Source organism: Stenotrophomonas sp. STEN030 (assembly GCF_056759995.1).
On sequence record NZ_JBRREB010000002.1, the window covers coordinates 53271 to 71404 of the forward strand.

Sequence of the window (18134 nt, forward strand, 5' to 3'; positions counted from 1 at the left end):
ATCACGATGAAGGGCGCCAAGCGCCTGCGTGAGGAACTGGATCACCTCAAGTCGGAAAAGCGCCCCAAGGTCATCGCTGCCATCGCCGAAGCGCGCGAGCACGGCGACCTGAAGGAAAACGCCGAGTACCACGCCGCACGCGAAGAGCAGGGCTTCATCGAAGGCCGCATCAAGCAGCTGGAAGGTGAACTGTCGCACTCGGAAGTCATCGACATCAGCAAGCTCAACGCCGGCAGCAAGGTGGTGTTCGGCGCGACGGTGACGCTGGCTGACGTGGAAAGCGACGAAGAGAAGCGTTACCAGATCGTTGGCGACCTGGAGGCGGACATCAAGCTGGGCTTGATCGCCATTTCCTCGCCGGTGGCGCGCGCCATGATCGGCAAGCACGAAGGCGACGCCATCGCCATCGACGCGCCGGCTGGCCAGCGTGAGTACGAAATCGTCAGCGTCGAATACCTCGACTGACGATGGCCAAAGCCACACTGCTGCTGCCCGCGCGCAGCCGTTTTCCGGCAGGCGAACTGCCGGCGCAGGTGGCTGCGGCCCTGGGTCGTGCCGAGCGCTCGCTCGGTACGGCAGGTGAATCGGCGCAGCTGCGCCGTCACTTCAGCGTGCAGCCGGCCGACTGGTCGGCTGCGGCCTTGACCCGCCAGACCGATGCCGGTGATGCCGCCGATGGCTTCTGGCTGCGTGCCGATCCGGCCAATATCGTGCCGGACATGCAGGGTGCGCGTCTGATGGCAGCCGCCGAGACACTGCGCTTGGAGCAGGCTGACGTGGATGCATTTTTGCCCGCACTGCAGCCCTTGTTTGCCGGTTTTGGCTACCAGCTTGATGCGCCGACGCCGTCGCGCTGGTATCTGCGCCTGCCGGCTGATACGCCGCTGCCCGAATTCGCAGAACCCGATGCGGTACTCGGCGATGACCTGTTCTCGCATCTACCCAGTGGCGAGAACGGACGCCGATGGCGCGCCTTGCTGACCGAAGCACAGGTGGTGCTGCACCAGCATCCATGGAATGAGCAGCGCGTTGCCCAAGGCCAGCGTGCGGTGAACTCGCTGTGGTTCTGGGGCGCGGGAAGCCTGCCGCAGACCGTGCATACCGCGCACGCGCAAGTACGCAGCCGCGATGCGCTGGTGCAGGGCTTGGCGGCGATGGCGGGCGTGCGACTGGGTGGCGAGCAGAGCGTAGATGCGCTGGTCGATCTGCGCCAGCTGCGTTCGCTGCAGCAGCTCGCGCGCGACGCAATCGCCCCCTTGCTCGATGCACTCAAACGTGGAGAACTGAGCGAGTTGCAGCTGGATTTCGAAGACGGCACCGGCTATCGCATCACCCGCGGGCAGCGCTGGCTGCTGTGGAAGAAACCGATCATGACGCTTGCTGATGAGTGACAGCTTGAAGATCGTTCGCCGCGACATGGTTGCGGTCGACGGCTGGAACGATGAGACCCTGCCGCTGCTGCGCCGTATCTATGCCGCACGCGGTGCTGCAACGCCAGAGCAGGCACAGCCCCGGCTTGCCCAGTTGCACGCGCCTGATCTGCTGGGTGGTATGCAGGCTGCGGTGCAGTTGCTGGCCGCTGCAATCGCCAACGACAAGCGCATTCTTATCGTCGGTGATTTCGACTGCGACGGCGCCACTGCCTGCGCGGTAGGCGTGCGCGGCCTGCGCATGCTTGGCGCACGCGATGTGGTGCATGCCGTGCCGAACCGGATGCTGCATGGCTATGGTCTGTCGCCATCCTTGGTGGAAGAACTTGCCGCGTTGAAGCCGGACCTGCTGGTCACGGTCGATCACGGCATCGCCTGTCATGCTGGTGTGTGCGCAGCAAAAGCCTTGGGTTGGCAGGTGCTGGTCACCGATCACCATCTTCCTGGTGAGCAGCTGCCGCCAGCCGATGCGATCGTCGACCCGAACGTGGACGGTGACGCATTTCCCAGCAAGTCGCTGGCCGGTGTCGGCGTCATTTTTTACGTGCTGATGGCGTTGCGTCGGCATCTGCGCGAGCAGGCAGCATTCGGGACGCAGCCGGAACCTGATCTGCTGACCCTGCTGGACCTGGTTGCCGTCGGCACTGTCGCCGATCTGGTGGCACTGGATGAGAATAATCGCGCCCTTGTTTCAGCAGGTTTGCGTCGACTGCGCGCCGGCAAGGCCAGCGTCGGCCTGCAGGCCTTGATCGAGGTGAGCGGACGTGACCCGCGCCGGCTCAGCGCCAGCGACATCGGTTACGCCGTTGCGCCGCGTTTGAATGCGGCAGGGCGTCTGGAAGACATGGCGCTGGGCATCGAGCTGTTGCTGACCGAAGATCCCGCCCAGGCGCGACATATCGCCACGCTGCTCGAAGAGATCAATGCCGAGCGCCGCGCTGTGCAGCAGATCATGACCGACGATGCCGAACGTGCTGTTGCCCGCGCAGTGCTGGATGACGACATGCAGCGCCCGGTTGCGGCATGTTTGTTCGATGCAGAGTGGCACCCGGGTGTGGTGGGCCTGGTTGCATCGAAAATGAAGGATCGCCTGCATCGGCCGGTGATTGCCTTCGCACCGGCTGAACCCGGTGGCGATGCATTGCGTGGTTCGGCGCGTTCGATCAGCGGCTTCCACATCCGCGATGCCTTGGCCGCGATCAACGCCAATCATCCAGGATTGATGGAGAAGTTCGGTGGTCACGCGATGGCTGCGGGGCTGAGTTTGCCATTGGCAAATCTGCATGCGTTTAAGACTGCGTTCGAGCAGCAGGTGCAACGCAGCCTGGACCCGGCAACGTTGCAACAGCAGCTGCTCAGCGATGGCGAGTTGTCGCCTGCCGAACTTGATTTCCAGCACGCCGAAGCACTGCGTCTTGCCGGTCCGTGGGGGCAGGGCTTCGCCGAACCTTTGTTTGACGGTGCTTTCGAAGTGCTTGAATGGCGCGTGCTCAAGGAGCGCCATCTGAAGTTCGTAGTGCGTCAGGCCGGCAGCACGGCGCGGATCAATGCGATCCATTTCAGCGGCTGGACCGGCACCGCGCCCGCCCAGCACGTGCAGCTCGCCTACCGACTGGTGAGCGACGACTACCGCGGCGGCAAAGCCATCCAGCTGATAGTCGAGCACTGCGCATCCGCTTGATCCAACGCTGGCGCCCCCCTTGTAGTGCCGAGCCATGCTCGGCAGTGGCTTCCCCCCCCGATCCATCAGCACTCGTAGCACGCACCCCGGTTGCGCTGCGCTTACCCGGGCTACAACACTTGTCTGCACAGCTTTGTGTGAACTACATCGCTAAAGACCTGTCTCGAATGCCCAGACAACGAACACCGTCTGCAAGCCACCGACAACAGAATCTGCGCAGTTCACCGCCAGACCTTGCTTTGATTGCGTGAGGACTGCGTGATGAAGCCCATCTTCGGCCAATACATTCCTACGAATTCAGCATTCAATGACCCGATATGGGTGTCAGAAAACTGGCGCGTTTCATAAAGCGATGGCACAGTCGGGTTCTCCACAACGCATGGGACGACGGAACGCCCGATGTTTGCAGAATCACTTTCAGCAGCAGGCGGCTTGCAACGCCTGCATCAAGACCGCCGCCTGGTTCGAGTGGAAACCGCGCTTTCTCCAGAGACCTTTCTGGTCAAGCGTTTCGACGGCAATGAATCGGTCTCCGCACCATTCCTCTATCACGTCGAGTTGCTGTCTACCCAGCCAAGGCTGGAGCTGAAGCAGCTGGTTGGGCAGCCGCTACGTCTGCTGCTTGGCGATGAGTTTGGTGGCCGTAGCGTGCACGGCTATGTACGCGAGTTCGCCAGCACCGGGCAACAGGCGCAATTCAACAGCTACCGCGCCGAGGTGGCGCCGTGGTTCGCCTTCCTCGATTACACCAGCAATTGCCGCATCTTCCAGGACAAGAATGTCCTGCAGATCATCGAAGAAGTGTTTGCCGGCTACGAGCAGCTGGCGCGCTACCGCTACGATCTCAATGCCGGCAAGCTGCCGCCCTTGTCGTATTGTGTGCAGTACAACGAATCCGATTTTGCCTTCGTCAGTCGCCTGCTGGAAGACGCGGGCCTGTATTACAGCTTCGTGCACGATGACGAAGGGCATACGCTGATCATCAGCGATGACTCCACACTCAGTGTGGTACACGGTGAACCAGCAGAGATCGCGTATGTGTCCGATCAAGGCACCTTGGCGCGTACCGGCCTGCATCGCTGGGGTGCGCGGCGCAGGGTAGGGCCGAGCGCGCAGACGTTGCGCAGTTTCGATTTCAAGCAGCCCAAGCAACAACTCGACGGAAACCAGGGCAATCAGGTGCCGATGGGTTTATTGCCGCCACTGGAGCAATACCGTTATGACGGTGCAGCGCGCTTTGCGAACAGTCGCATTGGAGAAGCGCTGGCGGCCGTGCGTAATGAGGAGGTCAGCTGGCCGACCAAATTGTTCGAGTGCGCCGGTAATGCGGGGGAACTTGGGGCAGGCGCCTGCTTCAGTCTGGAGCGGCATCCTGATTTCATTGGCCGCGACGAGGCGGATCGTGAGTTCTTCGTGGTGTCGATGCAGCGCGAGGGCCACAACAACTTCGCTAGCGATTTCTCCAGTGCGGAATTGCCCAGCGTTGAGATGCAGGCGCAGGTATTGCGTCGGCGTATTCCGTACCGCCCCTTGCGACAGACACCGTGGCCACGCATGCCTGGGCCGCAGACCGCAACCGTGGTCGGCCCGCCGGGCGAGGAGCTGCACGCAGATGCCTATGGCCGGGTGAAGGTGCAGTTCCACTGGGACAGGAAGCTGGATCGACGTGAGAACGCCTCATGCTGGATCCGTAGCTCCAGCCCTTGGGCGGGCGCTGACATGGGCGGCGTGTCGCCGCCACGCATTGGCCAGGAAGTCATCGTCGATTTTCTTGATGGCGATCCGGATCGCCCGATCATCACCGGTCGTGTCTACAACGAGCAGAACATGCCGCCGTTCGGCATGGAAGTCAGTGGTCTGAAGTCGAAAACGGTCAAGGGTGGCGGCTGGAACGAAGTCACCATGCACGATGGTGCGGGTGGCGAGCTGTTGAACATGCGCGCGCAGCGCGACATGGTCACCACCGTGCTCAATGATCAGACCGCGAGCATCCTCAACAACAAGACCACAAGTGTGACGGTTGACCACGGCATGACGGTGGGCGGCAACCAGACCATCGGCATCACCGGCAATCGAGGCATCACCGTTACCGGCACTGATACCTCGACCGTCACCGGCACTCGCACTACTGATGTCACCGGCGCAGTCGCCGAGACCTATCACACCGGTCAGACCAAGACGATTCTCGCTGCCGGCTATACCGAAACCATCACCGGTCCTTTCACCACGACATTGACCGGCAACTACATCAGCCAGCGCACTGGCACGTGGAAGCAGACCATCACTTCGACCTCGTGGGAGCAGGTGCAGGGAAAAGTTACCGAGCAGTACCTGGCGGGACGGGAAACCACGATTACTGGCCTGGACAAGCGCGGCGTGACCGGCGCGGTGGAGGATGCCAACAAGGGCTCGCGCACCATCGGTGTGGAGGGAACGTTCGAGCAGGGTGTCACTGAAACCCATTCGCAGTTCTCAACAGGTGACATGACCTTGTCGTCCGCAGCCAAGCTGATCGCTGCAGTGGGCGAATCCTCCGCCATCGAGATAACCGCCGGTGAGATCAGGATCAGCGCTGGTGGTTCAGAGGTGGTGATCAACGCCAGCGGCGTCTCGGTCAACGGTAGCGAGATCAAGCTCAACTGCTAAGCAGAACGGAGATTCAGCGTGCAGGACACCCCCATGTTGCGCGGCCTCGATACCTTGCGCGAAGCCTGGTTACAGGCCAGTTCCGATCCATCCAGACGATTGCTGATATGGCGCTTGCCGGCCAACGCCAGTCGCCTGCTCGCTGCTTTCTTCGAGATGCAGCGGCACGACGAAGGACGCAATACGCCGGACTATTTCCTGCGTATCGATGCGCGCTACGAGCTCGGCTTCCGCTACAGCCGGCAGATCAAGCAGGACTTGTTGGAGCGCTACCTCGGCAGTCAGGATGAACTGCGCGAGCAGGGCGTGTCACTCGGCTGGCGCGGCCCCAATGAAACCCACCCGGATTCGGCTGCGGGCGTGGTCGAGGTGCTTGAGAGCTTTGTTGAACATCATGGCGACCATATGCGCTTGATGGCGGCAGTGTTGGAACCAGAACGCCATGCCCCGGGTGATGGTTTTGAACGCTGGGTGTCGGCAGCGCTCAGCGCCGGCCCGGGCAAGCGCCTGCGATTGGTGTTGGTCGACACCCAGGAAGATCCGCGTTGGCAGCCGCTGTTGGAGAAGCACGGCGACACGGCAGCCTTGATCGGCGGCGACGTCGATATGTTCGCTATTGCGCGCGACACCGCCGCGCAGGCAAGTGGGCGTGGCCCAGAGGTGCTGTACCGCCAGCTGCTAGCTGACCTGATGTTGCTGATCGAACGCGGCAGCCCAACACAGGTGCTTGCCCGTGCCGAGCGCGCGCAAACGCTGGCGTCGCGCAGCGGCTGGCACGACCAGCAATCGGTAGTGCAGATGATGGTGGCGGGCAGCTGGCTCAAGCACGGCGACCACGCCAATGCCATCAATGCTTACCGCACTGCCCGCAGCGCTGCTGAGAGTGCCCGCTCAGGCGGCAATGCCGCAGGCGCGGATCTGGTGATGCAGAGCTGGTTTGGCGAAGCCGGTTGCTGGTTGACTGCGAAGCAGCCAGAACGCGCCGCACAGACCTATCTGCAGGCATCCGCGTCGGCTGCCAGTATCCCCAATCCCATGTTCCAGCTGGAAGGGCAGCGCATGGCCGGTTGGTGCCAGTTGCAGGCGGGTAATAAAGAAGTCGCGCGCACCGAGCTGTTGGAAGCGGTTCGCATCGCAAAGCCGCTGTCGCCGGCAGACCGCAAGACGACGACCTTGCCGCAGGCTTTGTGGGATCTGCTGTTGCTGCAGGACGTGCGACGCTGCGAGAAGCTGCAGGAGATTTCGGTAGGCTATGTGCAGGCCAGTACCAAGGTGTTTGTTGATGCCGAGAGCAGCGCCATGGCGCTGGGCCCGCGCCCCGCACGCGCAGCGCTCGACGCCATCGAGGTGCAGTTGGACGCGGCATTGGAGCAGGGATTCCATCGCGCCCAGCAGGAACGTGAGCGCTTGATCCAGGCCGGTGATGAGTTCTTCCGCAAGATCGTCGCCGTGGGCCGCGACTTCCTCGATCCCCATTGGAACGGTATTCCGACGCTTGAGCACCCGTTGGACCACGAGATACCCGTATGGAGCGAGCCGCCGGCGATGCAGCCATTGCCCGACCCATCAGCTCTACTGCAGCCATCGGCTGTAACACGTGACGCATCAACAACGGCAGGAGCAGCACTGGCATGACGCCAAGTAGAAAAACAGCAGTGATGGCGGTGGCTATCGTGGTCGGGGTCATCGTGGTGGCCTGGATCAGCGCCGACTATCGCGACGAAGTCAAAGCCTTCCTGCGTGCGTTGCTGCGCGCGATCTGAGCGACAAGGAGTGTTGCCATGAGCACCGCCGCCAAACATCTCGATCCGCAGCTCGGTATCGACATCCACATGTACGCGGTGCCGCCAAGCCCGCTGCCCACGCCGCATATCGGTCTGGTACTGGACCCGTTCGATTACATTCCGTTTATCGGCTCAACGATCAAGGTCAATGGTGTGCATCGCGCCACCGCCGGAACTGGCGGGCTGGACGTGCATATTCCGTTGGGCGTTTGGGCGCCACCGTTGGCTGCACCAATGGGTCCGCAGTTCGACGGCGAAGAAATCTTCATGGGCAGCCGTACCGTATCCGCGGATGGCGAGCCGTTCTCCCGGCTGGCGATGCCGGTGCTGGACTGCAACCTGGCCGGGATGATCAATCCCTTCCGGGTGAAGAAGCCGAAGAAACCGCTGCGCGCGATGTCCTTGCCTACCGGTTTGAACGTGGCCATTCCCAGCAGCGTGACCGTGGGCGGGCCGCCAACTATTTCGTGGACGGCGATGGCGTTCCGCGCAGCGTTTGCCGGGCTGGGTAAGCTACGCAAGAGCAAATTCTTCCAAGGCAAGATGGATGCCTTCAAGAAGTGGCGTCAAGGCAAGTGGGGGCATCTGCCGTCGGGCACGCTTAAATGCAAGATCCTGCGCGCCGAGCCGGTTGATATCCGCGACGGCAGCGTGGTTGTCAGTCACCAGGATTTTGATATTCCCGGCCGTCTGCCGTTCGCGTGGCAGCGCAGCTACAGTTCCGCCCAGACCGGACGCGGCGGTGCCTGTGGTATCGGCTGGCAGACACCTGCCGACATCACTTTGGAAGTGCTGGCCGATGGATCGGTATGGATGGCGGCGCCGGGGCAGGTTGCGTTCTTCCCCGAGCTGCCACCGGTTGATGGTGAAGCGGCAGCGATACTCGATTTTGTGGATGGCGCGCGCCTGCTGCGCCGGCAAGGCCAACTGCGAGTGCGCTTCAAGGGCGGACTGCAATACGTGTTCGGCGGGGACCTGCCGAGTGGAGTTGCTGCGCTACCAGTGCATTGCCTGCTGGCGTTGGACCGCATCGAAGACGCCAGTGGCAACTACTGGCGCTTCGAGCGCAACGATGGCCACCTGGTGCGCATCGTCGAAAGCGGCGTCGACGGTCTGCAAGGCCGCTTCATCGACGTGGATGCGCGTCAGGGCCGCATTGAACGGATGGCGCTGCACGACCCGGCAACCGGGTTGGTGCATCCGCTGGTGGGCTACCGCTACAGCGGTGAAGGTGATCTGGCTGCAGCGCTGGACGCTTTGGGTGCGGCGCGCACATTTGTCTATCAACAGCATCGATTGGTGCAGCACACGGACCGGGTCGGGCTGTCGTTCTACTACGCGTTCGATGCGCAGGGGCGGGTAGTGCACTCCTGGGGCGATGGCGGCCTGTACGACTACCATTTCGAGTACGACGCACTGCTGCGCGAGACGCGCGTGACTGATTCGCTCGGCCACCTGAGTGTGATCAAGTTCGATGAGAACCAGCTACCACTGTGCGAGATTGATCCGCTCGATGGCGTCACCTTCTTTGAGTACGACGACTTCGGGCGTACGGTGGCGGTCACGGATCCGGAAGGCCTGCGTACTGGCTTTGCTTACGATGCACACGGCAACTTGTGCTGCCTGACACGGGCAGACGGAAGCAGCTTTCAGTTTGACTATGATCCGCTGGACAACATGGTTGTTCTGCGGACCCCGGACGGCGCGACTTGGCGGCAGGAATTCGACGATAAGTTCAAGCTGGTGGCACAGGTGGATCCACTCGGTGCGAGAACAAGCTTCGAGTACAGCCTGGAAGGTCAACTTCTAGCCCAGCAGAATGCCCGGAAGGCGATGACACGGTTGCGTTACGATCGGCACGGTCTGGTCTGTGCGGTGATTGATGCGCTCGGCTCCGAAGCGCGCTATGCAAGCGACCCTCTCGGCAATCTGTTGGAACAGGTGGATGCGCTAGGGCAGACCAATCATTACGAATACGACAAAAAGGGCCGCCTGTTGGTTGTCCGAACTCCAGAAGGAACCAGCATTCGATGCGAGTACGATGCTGAAGACCAGTTGATCCGGTACGTTGACGAGGCGGGTACGGAGACTCGTCTGGAGTATGTGGGTGTCGGGCAGGTGTCTAGCCGCATGCAGGCTGATGGCCATAGCGTGCAGTACCGTTACGATAGCGAGCAGCAACTGATCGCGGTGATCAACCAGCGCGGTGAGTCCTATCAGCTGGTACGCGACGCGCTTGGACGTATCGTCAACGAGGTCGATTATTGGGGTCAGGAACGCCGCTATGACTACGATGCGGCGGGGCGCCTCAAAAGCGTGGTGGATGCGCTTGGGCAGCGAATCTCTTTCTCAAACGACAAGCTGGGGCGCATCGTTCGCAAGACTATGCCTGATGTAAGGCATCCAGGAAGGCAGGTGCAGGAGCATTTCGGCTACGACAAGATCGGACGCCTGACTGAACTGCGGAATCCGGCGAGGAGCATAAAGCGACGCTACGATCCTACCGGGCAAGTGCTGGAGGAGCTGCAGGACGGCTTCAAGGTCAGCTATGGATACGATGAGGTTGGAAATCGCGTGTCGCGCCAGACTTCCGCCGGCAACTGTGTGGCGATTGTCTACGATCTTCTCGATCAAGCGGTGTCGATCGCGATCAATGATGATTCGCCAATCCTGATGCAGCGCGATGCGTTGGGTCGGATTACGCAGGAAGTACTAAGCCCGCATCTGCTGCGCAACTTCGGCTACAACAGTCGCAACCTGATGACCTCCCAGTCCATCCTGAAGGACGCGGCGCCGCTGCTTGAAACAAGTTACGACTACGATCGGAGCGGTAACCTGGTACGGCGCAGTGACAGTGACCAAGGCGTGGACGAGTATCGGTACGACGTCATTGGGCGGCTGCTGCAGCACACTGATCCAAAGGGCAAGATAGAGCGCTTTTTCACTGATCCAGCGGGTGATCGTCTGCGAACAGAGATCAAGCAGGTACAAGCGCGCAGGATCGTGGGTGGTGAAAGTGACGCTCAAGGGACATGGACGCGCGAGGGGACCTATCAGGGAGTGCACTATGTGTTCGATAGGGGCGGTGACCTGGTGCGTAGGGGGAGTCCGCAAGGTGGATCGGATGATCTCACTCTTGTCTGGGATGCGAATCATCGGCTTGCTGAGAGTACAAAGGATCGCGTAACGACCGACTATGGATACGACCCCCTTGGGCGACGTGTATTCAAACGGAATCAGGCTTGCACAACCTGGTTCTTCTGGGATGGTGACGCGTTGCTGGGCGAAGTCCAGCAGGCGAACGATGAAGATGAGGTCGCACCGATCTGGGTCGGAAATGTTGCAAGTCTGGTGGAGGTAAGGGCGCGACAGCAGCAGCTCTCCAGCTTGCATGAACGCGTGCGGGAGTATGTTTACTGCGCCAAGTCGTTTGTTCCCCTGGCCCTGATTGAACCTGGCAAAGCGGCCAACGATGGGCTCGCACCAGTCGCTCAGGCCGAGATCACGGCGGGCGCCATCCGCGAAATTTCCGCTGTCGATTCGTCTATATCATTGGAACAACGAGCGCAGATCGGTACATCGATAGATCAATCATCGATTGGTCGATTGGGTGGGATGGTTCTGGGGGAGAGAGCCACGGAGCTTGGTGCCTCTGTGGGGGTGGGCCCGGTGCGTTCGATGGGGATATCTTTGGTGACGCCGCAACGTATTGGCGGAATCGAGGACTCAAAACCCACGCCCGTAGCCGTGGTAATGGGATCCCGTCCAGACAGTGGGTCGGTTCTGGTGGGGAAGGAGCTGCACCGGGTCTACATCTACCAGTGTGACCCGAATGGAGCTCCGCATGCCCTGATTGACAGGTTCGGAACTATTGCTTGGTCCGCAGGCTCTGGCACCTGCAATTCATCAGGCTCCTATCATGGTCGGGTAGCCAACCGGATTGGCCTGCAAGGGCAGTACCACGATGAAGAGACCGGGCTTGCGTATGCCAGGCATAGGTACTTTTCCTCTGACATATGTGCGTTTGTTTCGAAGGATCCCATCAGGATACTCGGCGGTATCAACATATATGAGTACGCAGTCAATACGCTGAGGTGGGCCGATCCGCTTGGCTTGAAGGGAGGAAGTACCGAGCTCGACAGAAATATCGGTGGCAGGGTCGGTGATGGCATGCAGGCGCATCATCTAATCCCTGAGGAGGTGATGGACAATCCTGCCTTCAAGGACATGTTTGATCACCTGGAATCGATGGGCTTCGATAGAAACGGCGCTGCAAATGGCATACATATGCCGGGCTCTGAGAGTCTTTCAAAAAAGACAGGTATGGTGGGGCACTGGAGTAATCATGACATGTATACCGCCGATATCACCGCAAAGATTGATAAGCTGAACACAGCTTGGAGCAGTGGAAAGCTGTCGGATATGCAGCTCTTGTTAGGTATTCGCAATGTGCAGTCGCGGGCTTTTGCCGATATTGAAAGCGGCAATGTGGCACGCGCGCTATCAAATGCATGCAGGATGGGGTGATTGATTATGCTTTACATGGTTCGTTACATTCCTGACAACGCTGGATGCCCTGTAGTCTTGAAAGGAAAGTTGAACAAGCCTTGGGCGTGGAACGCGTTCGATCCGGATTTGTCAAATGCCGGATTTGAGGTCGGATATGTTTACGAAGCCAAGCACAAATTTCTGAACTTCGACTACTGGGACCTGAACTGGATGGCGTCGGAGCAGTTTGTTGAGATATGCCGGAAGTTTGATGTTGGCGTTGATGCCGTTCCGGTGGATGTAGTGCTTTCCGATGGTGCGTCGTCGGTTAAGAAATACTTCTATCTAAGATGGTCCGCATGGGCTTCTGTCATCGATTTGGATCGTTCTCGTTATGAGCTCGAGAAAGACCTGGCGACTGGCGAAATCTTGTATCAAAAGTATTTTCCGGATGCGCCGGTCCTGGAGTCGGTTGAACGTTTTGTTGTCGATGAAAAAAAGGTGCCTGGAAGTGCGGCGTTCCTTTGCTTGGATCTCGGCCACACCTTGGTTTGCAACGCGTTGTTTCGTGCAGCGTGTGAAGGTGCTGGCTTGCAAGGCATGGGTTTCGAAGAAATCACGTCGTATACCAAGAGTGACTTCTGGGATTGAGGCTGTAGACGCCTGCTGCCCTTGAATCACCTTCCGCATCATTGATGCGCTAGAGATGGTGAAGAAGGTGCGAGTGCAGGTGTACCTGTTTCCATGGCCGGTCGCTGGCGCCACCTTGGCAAAAGGTATTCAGTTCCTAAGCTGCCGTCGAGCGTTTTGTCGGCATGATGTAGTGGCGACCTGCCAGCGATTTGCCAACGCCGATTGCGTGGTTATCGCTTATCTGCCATCTGCAGTTCCACTGTGTAGATCACGCTGTCTTCGATCCGCCCATCGACGGCAAAGGCGATGGACAGCTGGTCTGTTGCCAAGTCGTTGCGATGGGTGAAGCAGGTAGCCACGCCTTTGGTGCAGCTGACATCCCAGGTATCACCGCCGGTAGCGCGCAGCTCGCGTACCGTGGTCCTGTTGGTGATCGGCAGCCCTTGCAAGGACAGAGACTGATTGAAAACGCTCAGTGGTTCGAGCTCCGTGCCGGGCGCGGGGACTTCAAAGCCGGCTGCTTCGCTGTCCATGTGATTCAGGACAATGGTGACGATGCTGGCGTTGGGCTCTTTGGCGTTGTCCGGATAGACGCGGATGCCGAGTTTGTCCCAGACCAGAACCGTGAGACTGGGGTTTGGTTGCGTGCTTCGATGGTCTGGCCCCAGTGCCTGGATCCACGCACTCATCGGTGCACCAAGCTCCAGCGCCTTGCCTTGGTAGATCAGGCCCGTTGGCGTGGTTTCAAGTGCGGGCTTCGCGGTGCTGGCCGGCGCGGCGCTTGTGGTCTTCGACGACTCTGCATGCGATGAGCTGACATCGCAGCCGATGAGTGCCAAGCCGAGCAGTGCGGTGGCCAATACGCGCTTTTTCACTTCTTGCCGCTCCCTTTGACCTGGTTCTTCTCGCCGAAAAGATCTTCATAGAACTTGGTGATGTAATCCCAGCTGTCGGTGCCGTAGCGGCCAACGCGGCGGATACCCTCGAGTGCATCTTTGCCATGTTCTTCGTGCAGGTGCTCGATCTCGGTCGCCGATGCAGCCCTGCGGATGTTGGCGGCATGGTCTTTGGCCCAGGCCGATACATGTGGACATTGCCAGGTGCTGTCGTAAGGATGCACCAGGTAGCCTTGCGCGATCTTCACCGGATCACAAAGCCCATTGCCGTTCCAGCGGCCAATCATGGCCTTGCCAACCTCGGTCACTGCCTGCTGGGCGAGCTTCGCGGCCAGTGTATGCAGCGGATGCACGTCATGATCCTTGGCAAGCTGCGAATGGCTGGGGTCGGTCGAACCGTTCTTGTTCGGGTCTGAGTCGAACATGGTCTGGGCGTCGTCGACGCTGTTGCCGATCAGCAGCAGCAGCTGCTGGTAGACAAGGTTGTAGCTGTTCAGTATCAGCCGCATCGGTGCCGAGGCAATCCAGCCAGCGCGTTCCAGGTACTCGTGGCCAGGAATGCTGAGCATGCGGTCGCGCAGTTTCAGGAAGTTCTGGAAGGCGGTGAAGTAGCGCTGGTCGCTCTGCTCTGAAAGCAGGACGAGCATGATTCTTTCGCTGTCCGAACGATCACCTGGCTTGCTGGCCTTGAACTCCCAACTCTCCACGCTGAACAGTTTGTGCGCGATAGGTTCGGCCAGGCTGGCAATCACGTCGGTGGAACCGAACATGCCGGTAACCACCGGGTACGTATGTTTGCAGTCCGCCTTCCCCGTCCAGAGCAGTACGTTGTTGTGCCCGATCTTGCGCAGGCTCAGTTCGCAGAAATTGGAGTGGGCGAAATAGTCCTCCAGCACATGCAGCGCGGAGCCAAAGTGACGCATACCGTCGGCAGTGCGGCCCAGGGAAATCGCCTGCCTCAGTTCCGAAGCCATGAAGGCGCTGGAGCTGCTGATGTAGCGCTTCAGCGATGTGTTCTTGTCGACACCAAGCAGCGGGCTGTTGGCAGTGACCCAGGGCTCGAAGTCCTTGTCGATGGTTTTCGGGTCGGCTGGATCGGGCTTTATGTTCTTTGGGTTGTCGATATGCTCGCTGGGCCGATAGACACCAAGGCGCGCAGGCGTGACCTCGTAATGGGCCTTGTCGCGGTAACGCAGCTCGTGGAATTCGCCGCCAGCAAGGATGTCGACGATCTTGGTCAGTGCCTCGCGGGAAATGTACTTGCCGAGGTCTTTCGGCATGTTCGGCGGGCGCACGATCTTCGGATCGAGCAGCTGCGAATAGTCGCGCAGCCAATTGCCGAAGTAGATCGCCGCCAGGTCCCGGCGGCTGAAGCCGACCCTGCCCAGCACGGCTTCGATCGAGCGGTGGCCAAATGACTGGCCCGGGTTCTTGGCGTGGTTCTCGCCATCACCTGCGCTGAAACCTTCGTAGCGGCCGTCGTGTGACTGGTTGTCCTGCGCGGCAACCGGGCCTTGCTGCCGCAGTGCAGCCTGCACCTCGGCATAGTTGACCTTCAGCGGGCCGCTGAATTCGGGCGAAGTGTAGTCGGCGTAGGTCGCTTCATGGCTGCCTTCGAGATCGAAGAACGCGAACCGGTACGCCATGCTCGTGCCTTCTTCATGCGCGCTGTCGGCGGCGATGCTTGGCTTTCCACTGGCATCTTTCTCCGCCAGGTCGTTGCGAAGCACGTTGTCGACGTGGTGACCAAATTCGTGCAGAAGCACCGCTAGCAATTCGCGTGAGGCCTCGATCGACGTCGATGCCTGATCGGCCGCCGAGGCGTGTACGCGAATGAGACGCTTCTTGTTGTCGTAGTCGGCAGGGTAGGGGCCGCCGCTGAGCACCTCGTGCTTGGGCGGCGGGAAGCTGCCGCTCTTCAATGCCTCCTGCAGCTTCATGTAGGTTCTGGCAGGTATATCGAAGCCGAATGTCGGTGCCATCATCATCACGAATTCGATGGTGGTCGACTTTTCGGCAGCGCTGCGCAACTGATCGTAGGCGAAGGTGCTTTCGATCTTTCGCGCCGGATCGGGTTTGATCTTGAATGCAGGCAAGGGCGGCAGTCGCGGCGATGCACTGCTGCCGCTCTTGAACGGATGATCGCCGGCCTTGACCTTGAATTCACCGGGGCAGCTGAAGGTGATGTCGCCGCCTTCAAGCGTGATTGCGCTGCTGCCGGCCTGCAGCACGACCTTGCTCTTGGCGAGTACGTCGATGCGCTGGTCCGTAGCGGTAACGGTGATGGCTTGATCGGCCAGCAGCTCGAGTTCACCATCGTTGGCCTGAAGGCTGACCGGGCCATTGGCGGCAATCAAGCGCACCGGGCCAGCTTGCGCGAACAGCGACACCTGGCCGCCAGAAACCGCAGCAATGGTTTCGCCGCTGCTCGCATGCAGATCCTGCTGCACGGTGAGCTGCAGGTTCTGTCCGGCGAAGGCAATCGCGCTCGCCGGGGTGGTCCATGCAATGTGGTTCGGCGCCTCGGCAAGCAGCACGGGTTTGGCGAAACGCTCGACCGGTTGATCACCAGTTGCGCGACCATCGCTGGGCTTGAACTGCGATTGGCCATTGACCACGGATTTGAAGCTGCCTTCCGCCGTTGGATCTACCTGCTCGCGCAGCTGGCCGGTCTGTTGCCAGGCTTTGAGCCCGGGCACCTGCTGTTGCTGCAGCGTCTGCTGCATCTGCTCAAGACTACGCTCTGCGCCTTTCAGCTGCGCAACAACCTCGGCGTTGTCCATCACCGTGGAAGCAGCGCGCTCTTGTGTGCTGGCGGAAAGCAACAAGCCCTGCGCGGCGTGTACGTTGCCCCAGCCTTGTGTTGCGAGCTCAAAGCCTTCGCCACGCAGTGCACCGCGCGCGGTGTCCTCATGCTGGACCAGGTAGCCGAGCTCCAGGCGACTGTCGGCAAGCGAACTGTGCAGGCGCGTGCGCAACTGTCCGGGCGTGTCGTCCATCATCCATTGCTGGCTGCCACCGCCGTCATGCGCGCGCGTATGCAAGCCGCTGAGCACGCCGGGATGCTTCGCGTCCTCATCGATACCGCCGCCGAACGGCGGTGCTACGTTGCCGTTGTAAAGCTGGCCGGTGATGCGTGGTTGGTCGATATCGCCGTGCAGAAATTCAACCAGTACTTCGCTGCCGATACGCGGCAAGAATGCAGTACCCCAGTTGGGGCCGGCAACCCATTCGGCAACCGAGACCCAGCTGCCGCTGGTGTGGTCGCCGGGGGCGTGTCCCGCTTGCGCACTGCCTGTTTCGCTGAGGCCACCCGCATTGGGCGTGCTGCCACGCTGCCACGAAAACTGGACGCGGACCTGGTGCTCGCGGTTCGGGCTGAGAGCGGCTTCGGCGACGCCGACGACGCGTGCGGTCTGCAGGCCGTGCAGGGCAGGGCGATCGTGGGGCAGCGCACGCACCGGGACGCTGGCATCGGTCGCGAGAAAATGGTTTCGGTAGCTGCCGCGCTCAAGCGCGCTGTTGCCAAGCAGTTCGGCGATGCCGCTGTCGAGATTGTTGACCGCGGTATGGGCGACGACCAACAGCTGGAACTCGCTGCCTTCGTGTTGCGGGTGCTGGGAAAGCGCGAAACGGGAACCGGCAGCCATGCGCCGTTCACTGCTGCTGCCGCTGTAAAGAACCTGTGCAAGCTGCAGCGCATCCAGCCTTGCCTGCGCCTCGCTTTGCGCCCAGCTCGATTCGTTGAAGCGGCCGGCACGTGGTTGTACATAGACTTCGAGCGACGGAACGTCGCCACTTTCGGCGTTCGCCTGTGCAGCAATGGCCGAAAGTTTGTCGCCATGCCAACTCGCAACCGTGCTGCTGTTTGGCACCAATTGCCGCTGCTCACCGAAATGGGTGATGCCATCGCTGGACTCGCTGGCCGCGATGCGATGGAAGCGCACAGTTCCGATATCGGGAAGTTCGCCCTGTGGATCGAACACGACCAGAGTATGGGCGCCGTCGCCATCCTGTGTCTGCTCGATGCGCCAGGCAAGCCCGCTTTCCGCCAACAACCGACTGACGAAATCCCAATCAGTCTCGCGATACTGGGTGGTGATAGCGCGTTGCGGCAGGCTCGATTCGACGTCGAAGCGATACGCTGCCTGCGGATAGTCATCAAATATCTGCCCGCAGATCGCGCGCACATCCAGCTCCTGGAAGATCACCGCATTGCGGCGCAGGCGCAGCAGCGCGGTCCAGGGCTCCAGGGTGAGTTGATAACGGGCCAGGCCGCCGTCGCTGCCGAGCTGCGCCACGTTGGTGCACAGTCCATGCCATTGGCGCTGCGAACCATCGGGCAGCTGCAGTTGCAGGGTAAGCGCTTGCTCCAACCAGCTGTCCGTCTGCAGATAGGCGTCGGTGCTGAGGCAGTCAATCTGCAATTGCATATCGCCGCACAGGGCTTCTTCGCCCTCGAAACGTTCAACCACCAACCCTTCGTTCGGCGCTTGTAGCTTGATCAGCCGATTGCTATGTGAGATCGCGGCGAGCGCGGTAGACAACGAGGAGCTCGGGACGTCCATATCGACAG

General features: G+C 60.5%; 10 protein-coding genes. 8 read left to right on the forward strand and 2 right to left on the reverse strand.

All coding sequences use genetic code 11. The features are described 5' to 3' along the window. From greA to ACVOLR_RS00945, 8 genes are all read left to right on the forward strand, one after another. Positions 1 to 465, forward strand: a complete 465-nt coding sequence (greA, locus tag ACVOLR_RS00910) for a transcription elongation factor GreA (RefSeq protein ID WP_481514788.1) — start codon at positions 1 to 3, stop codon at positions 463 to 465. Positions 466 to 467: 2 nt separating this feature from the next. Then, a complete protein-coding gene (locus tag ACVOLR_RS00915; protein WP_481534776.1) occupies positions 468 to 1391 on the forward strand; it encodes a phosphoglycerate mutase in 924 nt (307 codons plus the stop codon). Then, positions 1384 to 3111, forward strand: coding sequence for a single-stranded-DNA-specific exonuclease RecJ (gene recJ / locus ACVOLR_RS00920; protein WP_481534777.1), 1728 nt, complete (start codon positions 1384 to 1386; stop codon positions 3109 to 3111). The genes ACVOLR_RS00915 and recJ overlap by 8 nt, the downstream gene beginning before the upstream one ends. A gap of 399 nt (positions 3112 to 3510) precedes the next feature. Then, positions 3511 to 5757 (forward strand): type VI secretion system Vgr family protein, encoded by a 2247-nt coding sequence (locus ACVOLR_RS00925; protein WP_481534778.1) that lies wholly within the window; start codon positions 3511 to 3513, stop codon positions 5755 to 5757. Positions 5758 to 5775: 18 nt separating this feature from the next. Then, positions 5776 to 7392 carry a hypothetical protein gene (locus tag ACVOLR_RS00930; protein ID WP_481534779.1) on the forward strand — a complete coding sequence of 539 codons (1617 nt, stop codon included), beginning with the start codon at positions 5776 to 5778 and terminating at the stop codon, positions 7390 to 7392. Next, on the forward strand, positions 7389 to 7520 hold the full coding sequence (locus ACVOLR_RS00935; RefSeq protein ID WP_481534780.1) for a hypothetical protein: 132 nt from the start codon (positions 7389 to 7391) through the stop codon (positions 7518 to 7520). Before ACVOLR_RS00930 ends, ACVOLR_RS00935 begins: the two co-directional genes overlap by 4 nt. A gap of 18 nt (positions 7521 to 7538) precedes the next feature. Continuing rightward, positions 7539 to 12068, forward strand: a complete 4530-nt coding sequence (locus ACVOLR_RS00940; protein ID WP_481534781.1) for an RHS repeat-associated core domain-containing protein — start codon at positions 7539 to 7541, stop codon at positions 12066 to 12068. 6 nt (positions 12069 to 12074) lie between these two features. Continuing rightward, the gene (locus ACVOLR_RS00945; protein WP_481534840.1) at positions 12075 to 12680 is read left to right on the forward strand and encodes an imm11 family protein; all 606 of its coding nucleotides are present in this window, start codon (positions 12075 to 12077) and stop codon (positions 12678 to 12680) included. Positions 12681 to 12892: 212 nt separating this feature from the next. Here the strand turns inward: ACVOLR_RS00945 and ACVOLR_RS00950 are convergent, their stop codons facing one another. Both ACVOLR_RS00950 and tssI read right to left on the reverse strand, forming a co-directional pair. Continuing rightward, positions 12893 to 13522, reverse strand: coding sequence for a DUF7738 domain-containing protein (locus ACVOLR_RS00950; protein ID WP_481534782.1), 630 nt, complete (start codon positions 13520 to 13522; stop codon positions 12893 to 12895). Positions 13523 to 13533: 11 nt separating this feature from the next. Continuing rightward, a complete protein-coding gene (tssI, locus tag ACVOLR_RS00955) occupies positions 13534 to 18126 on the reverse strand; it encodes a type VI secretion system tip protein TssI/VgrG (RefSeq protein ID WP_481534783.1) in 4593 nt (1530 codons plus the stop codon). Between the last annotated feature and the right edge of the window lie 8 nt (positions 18127 to 18134).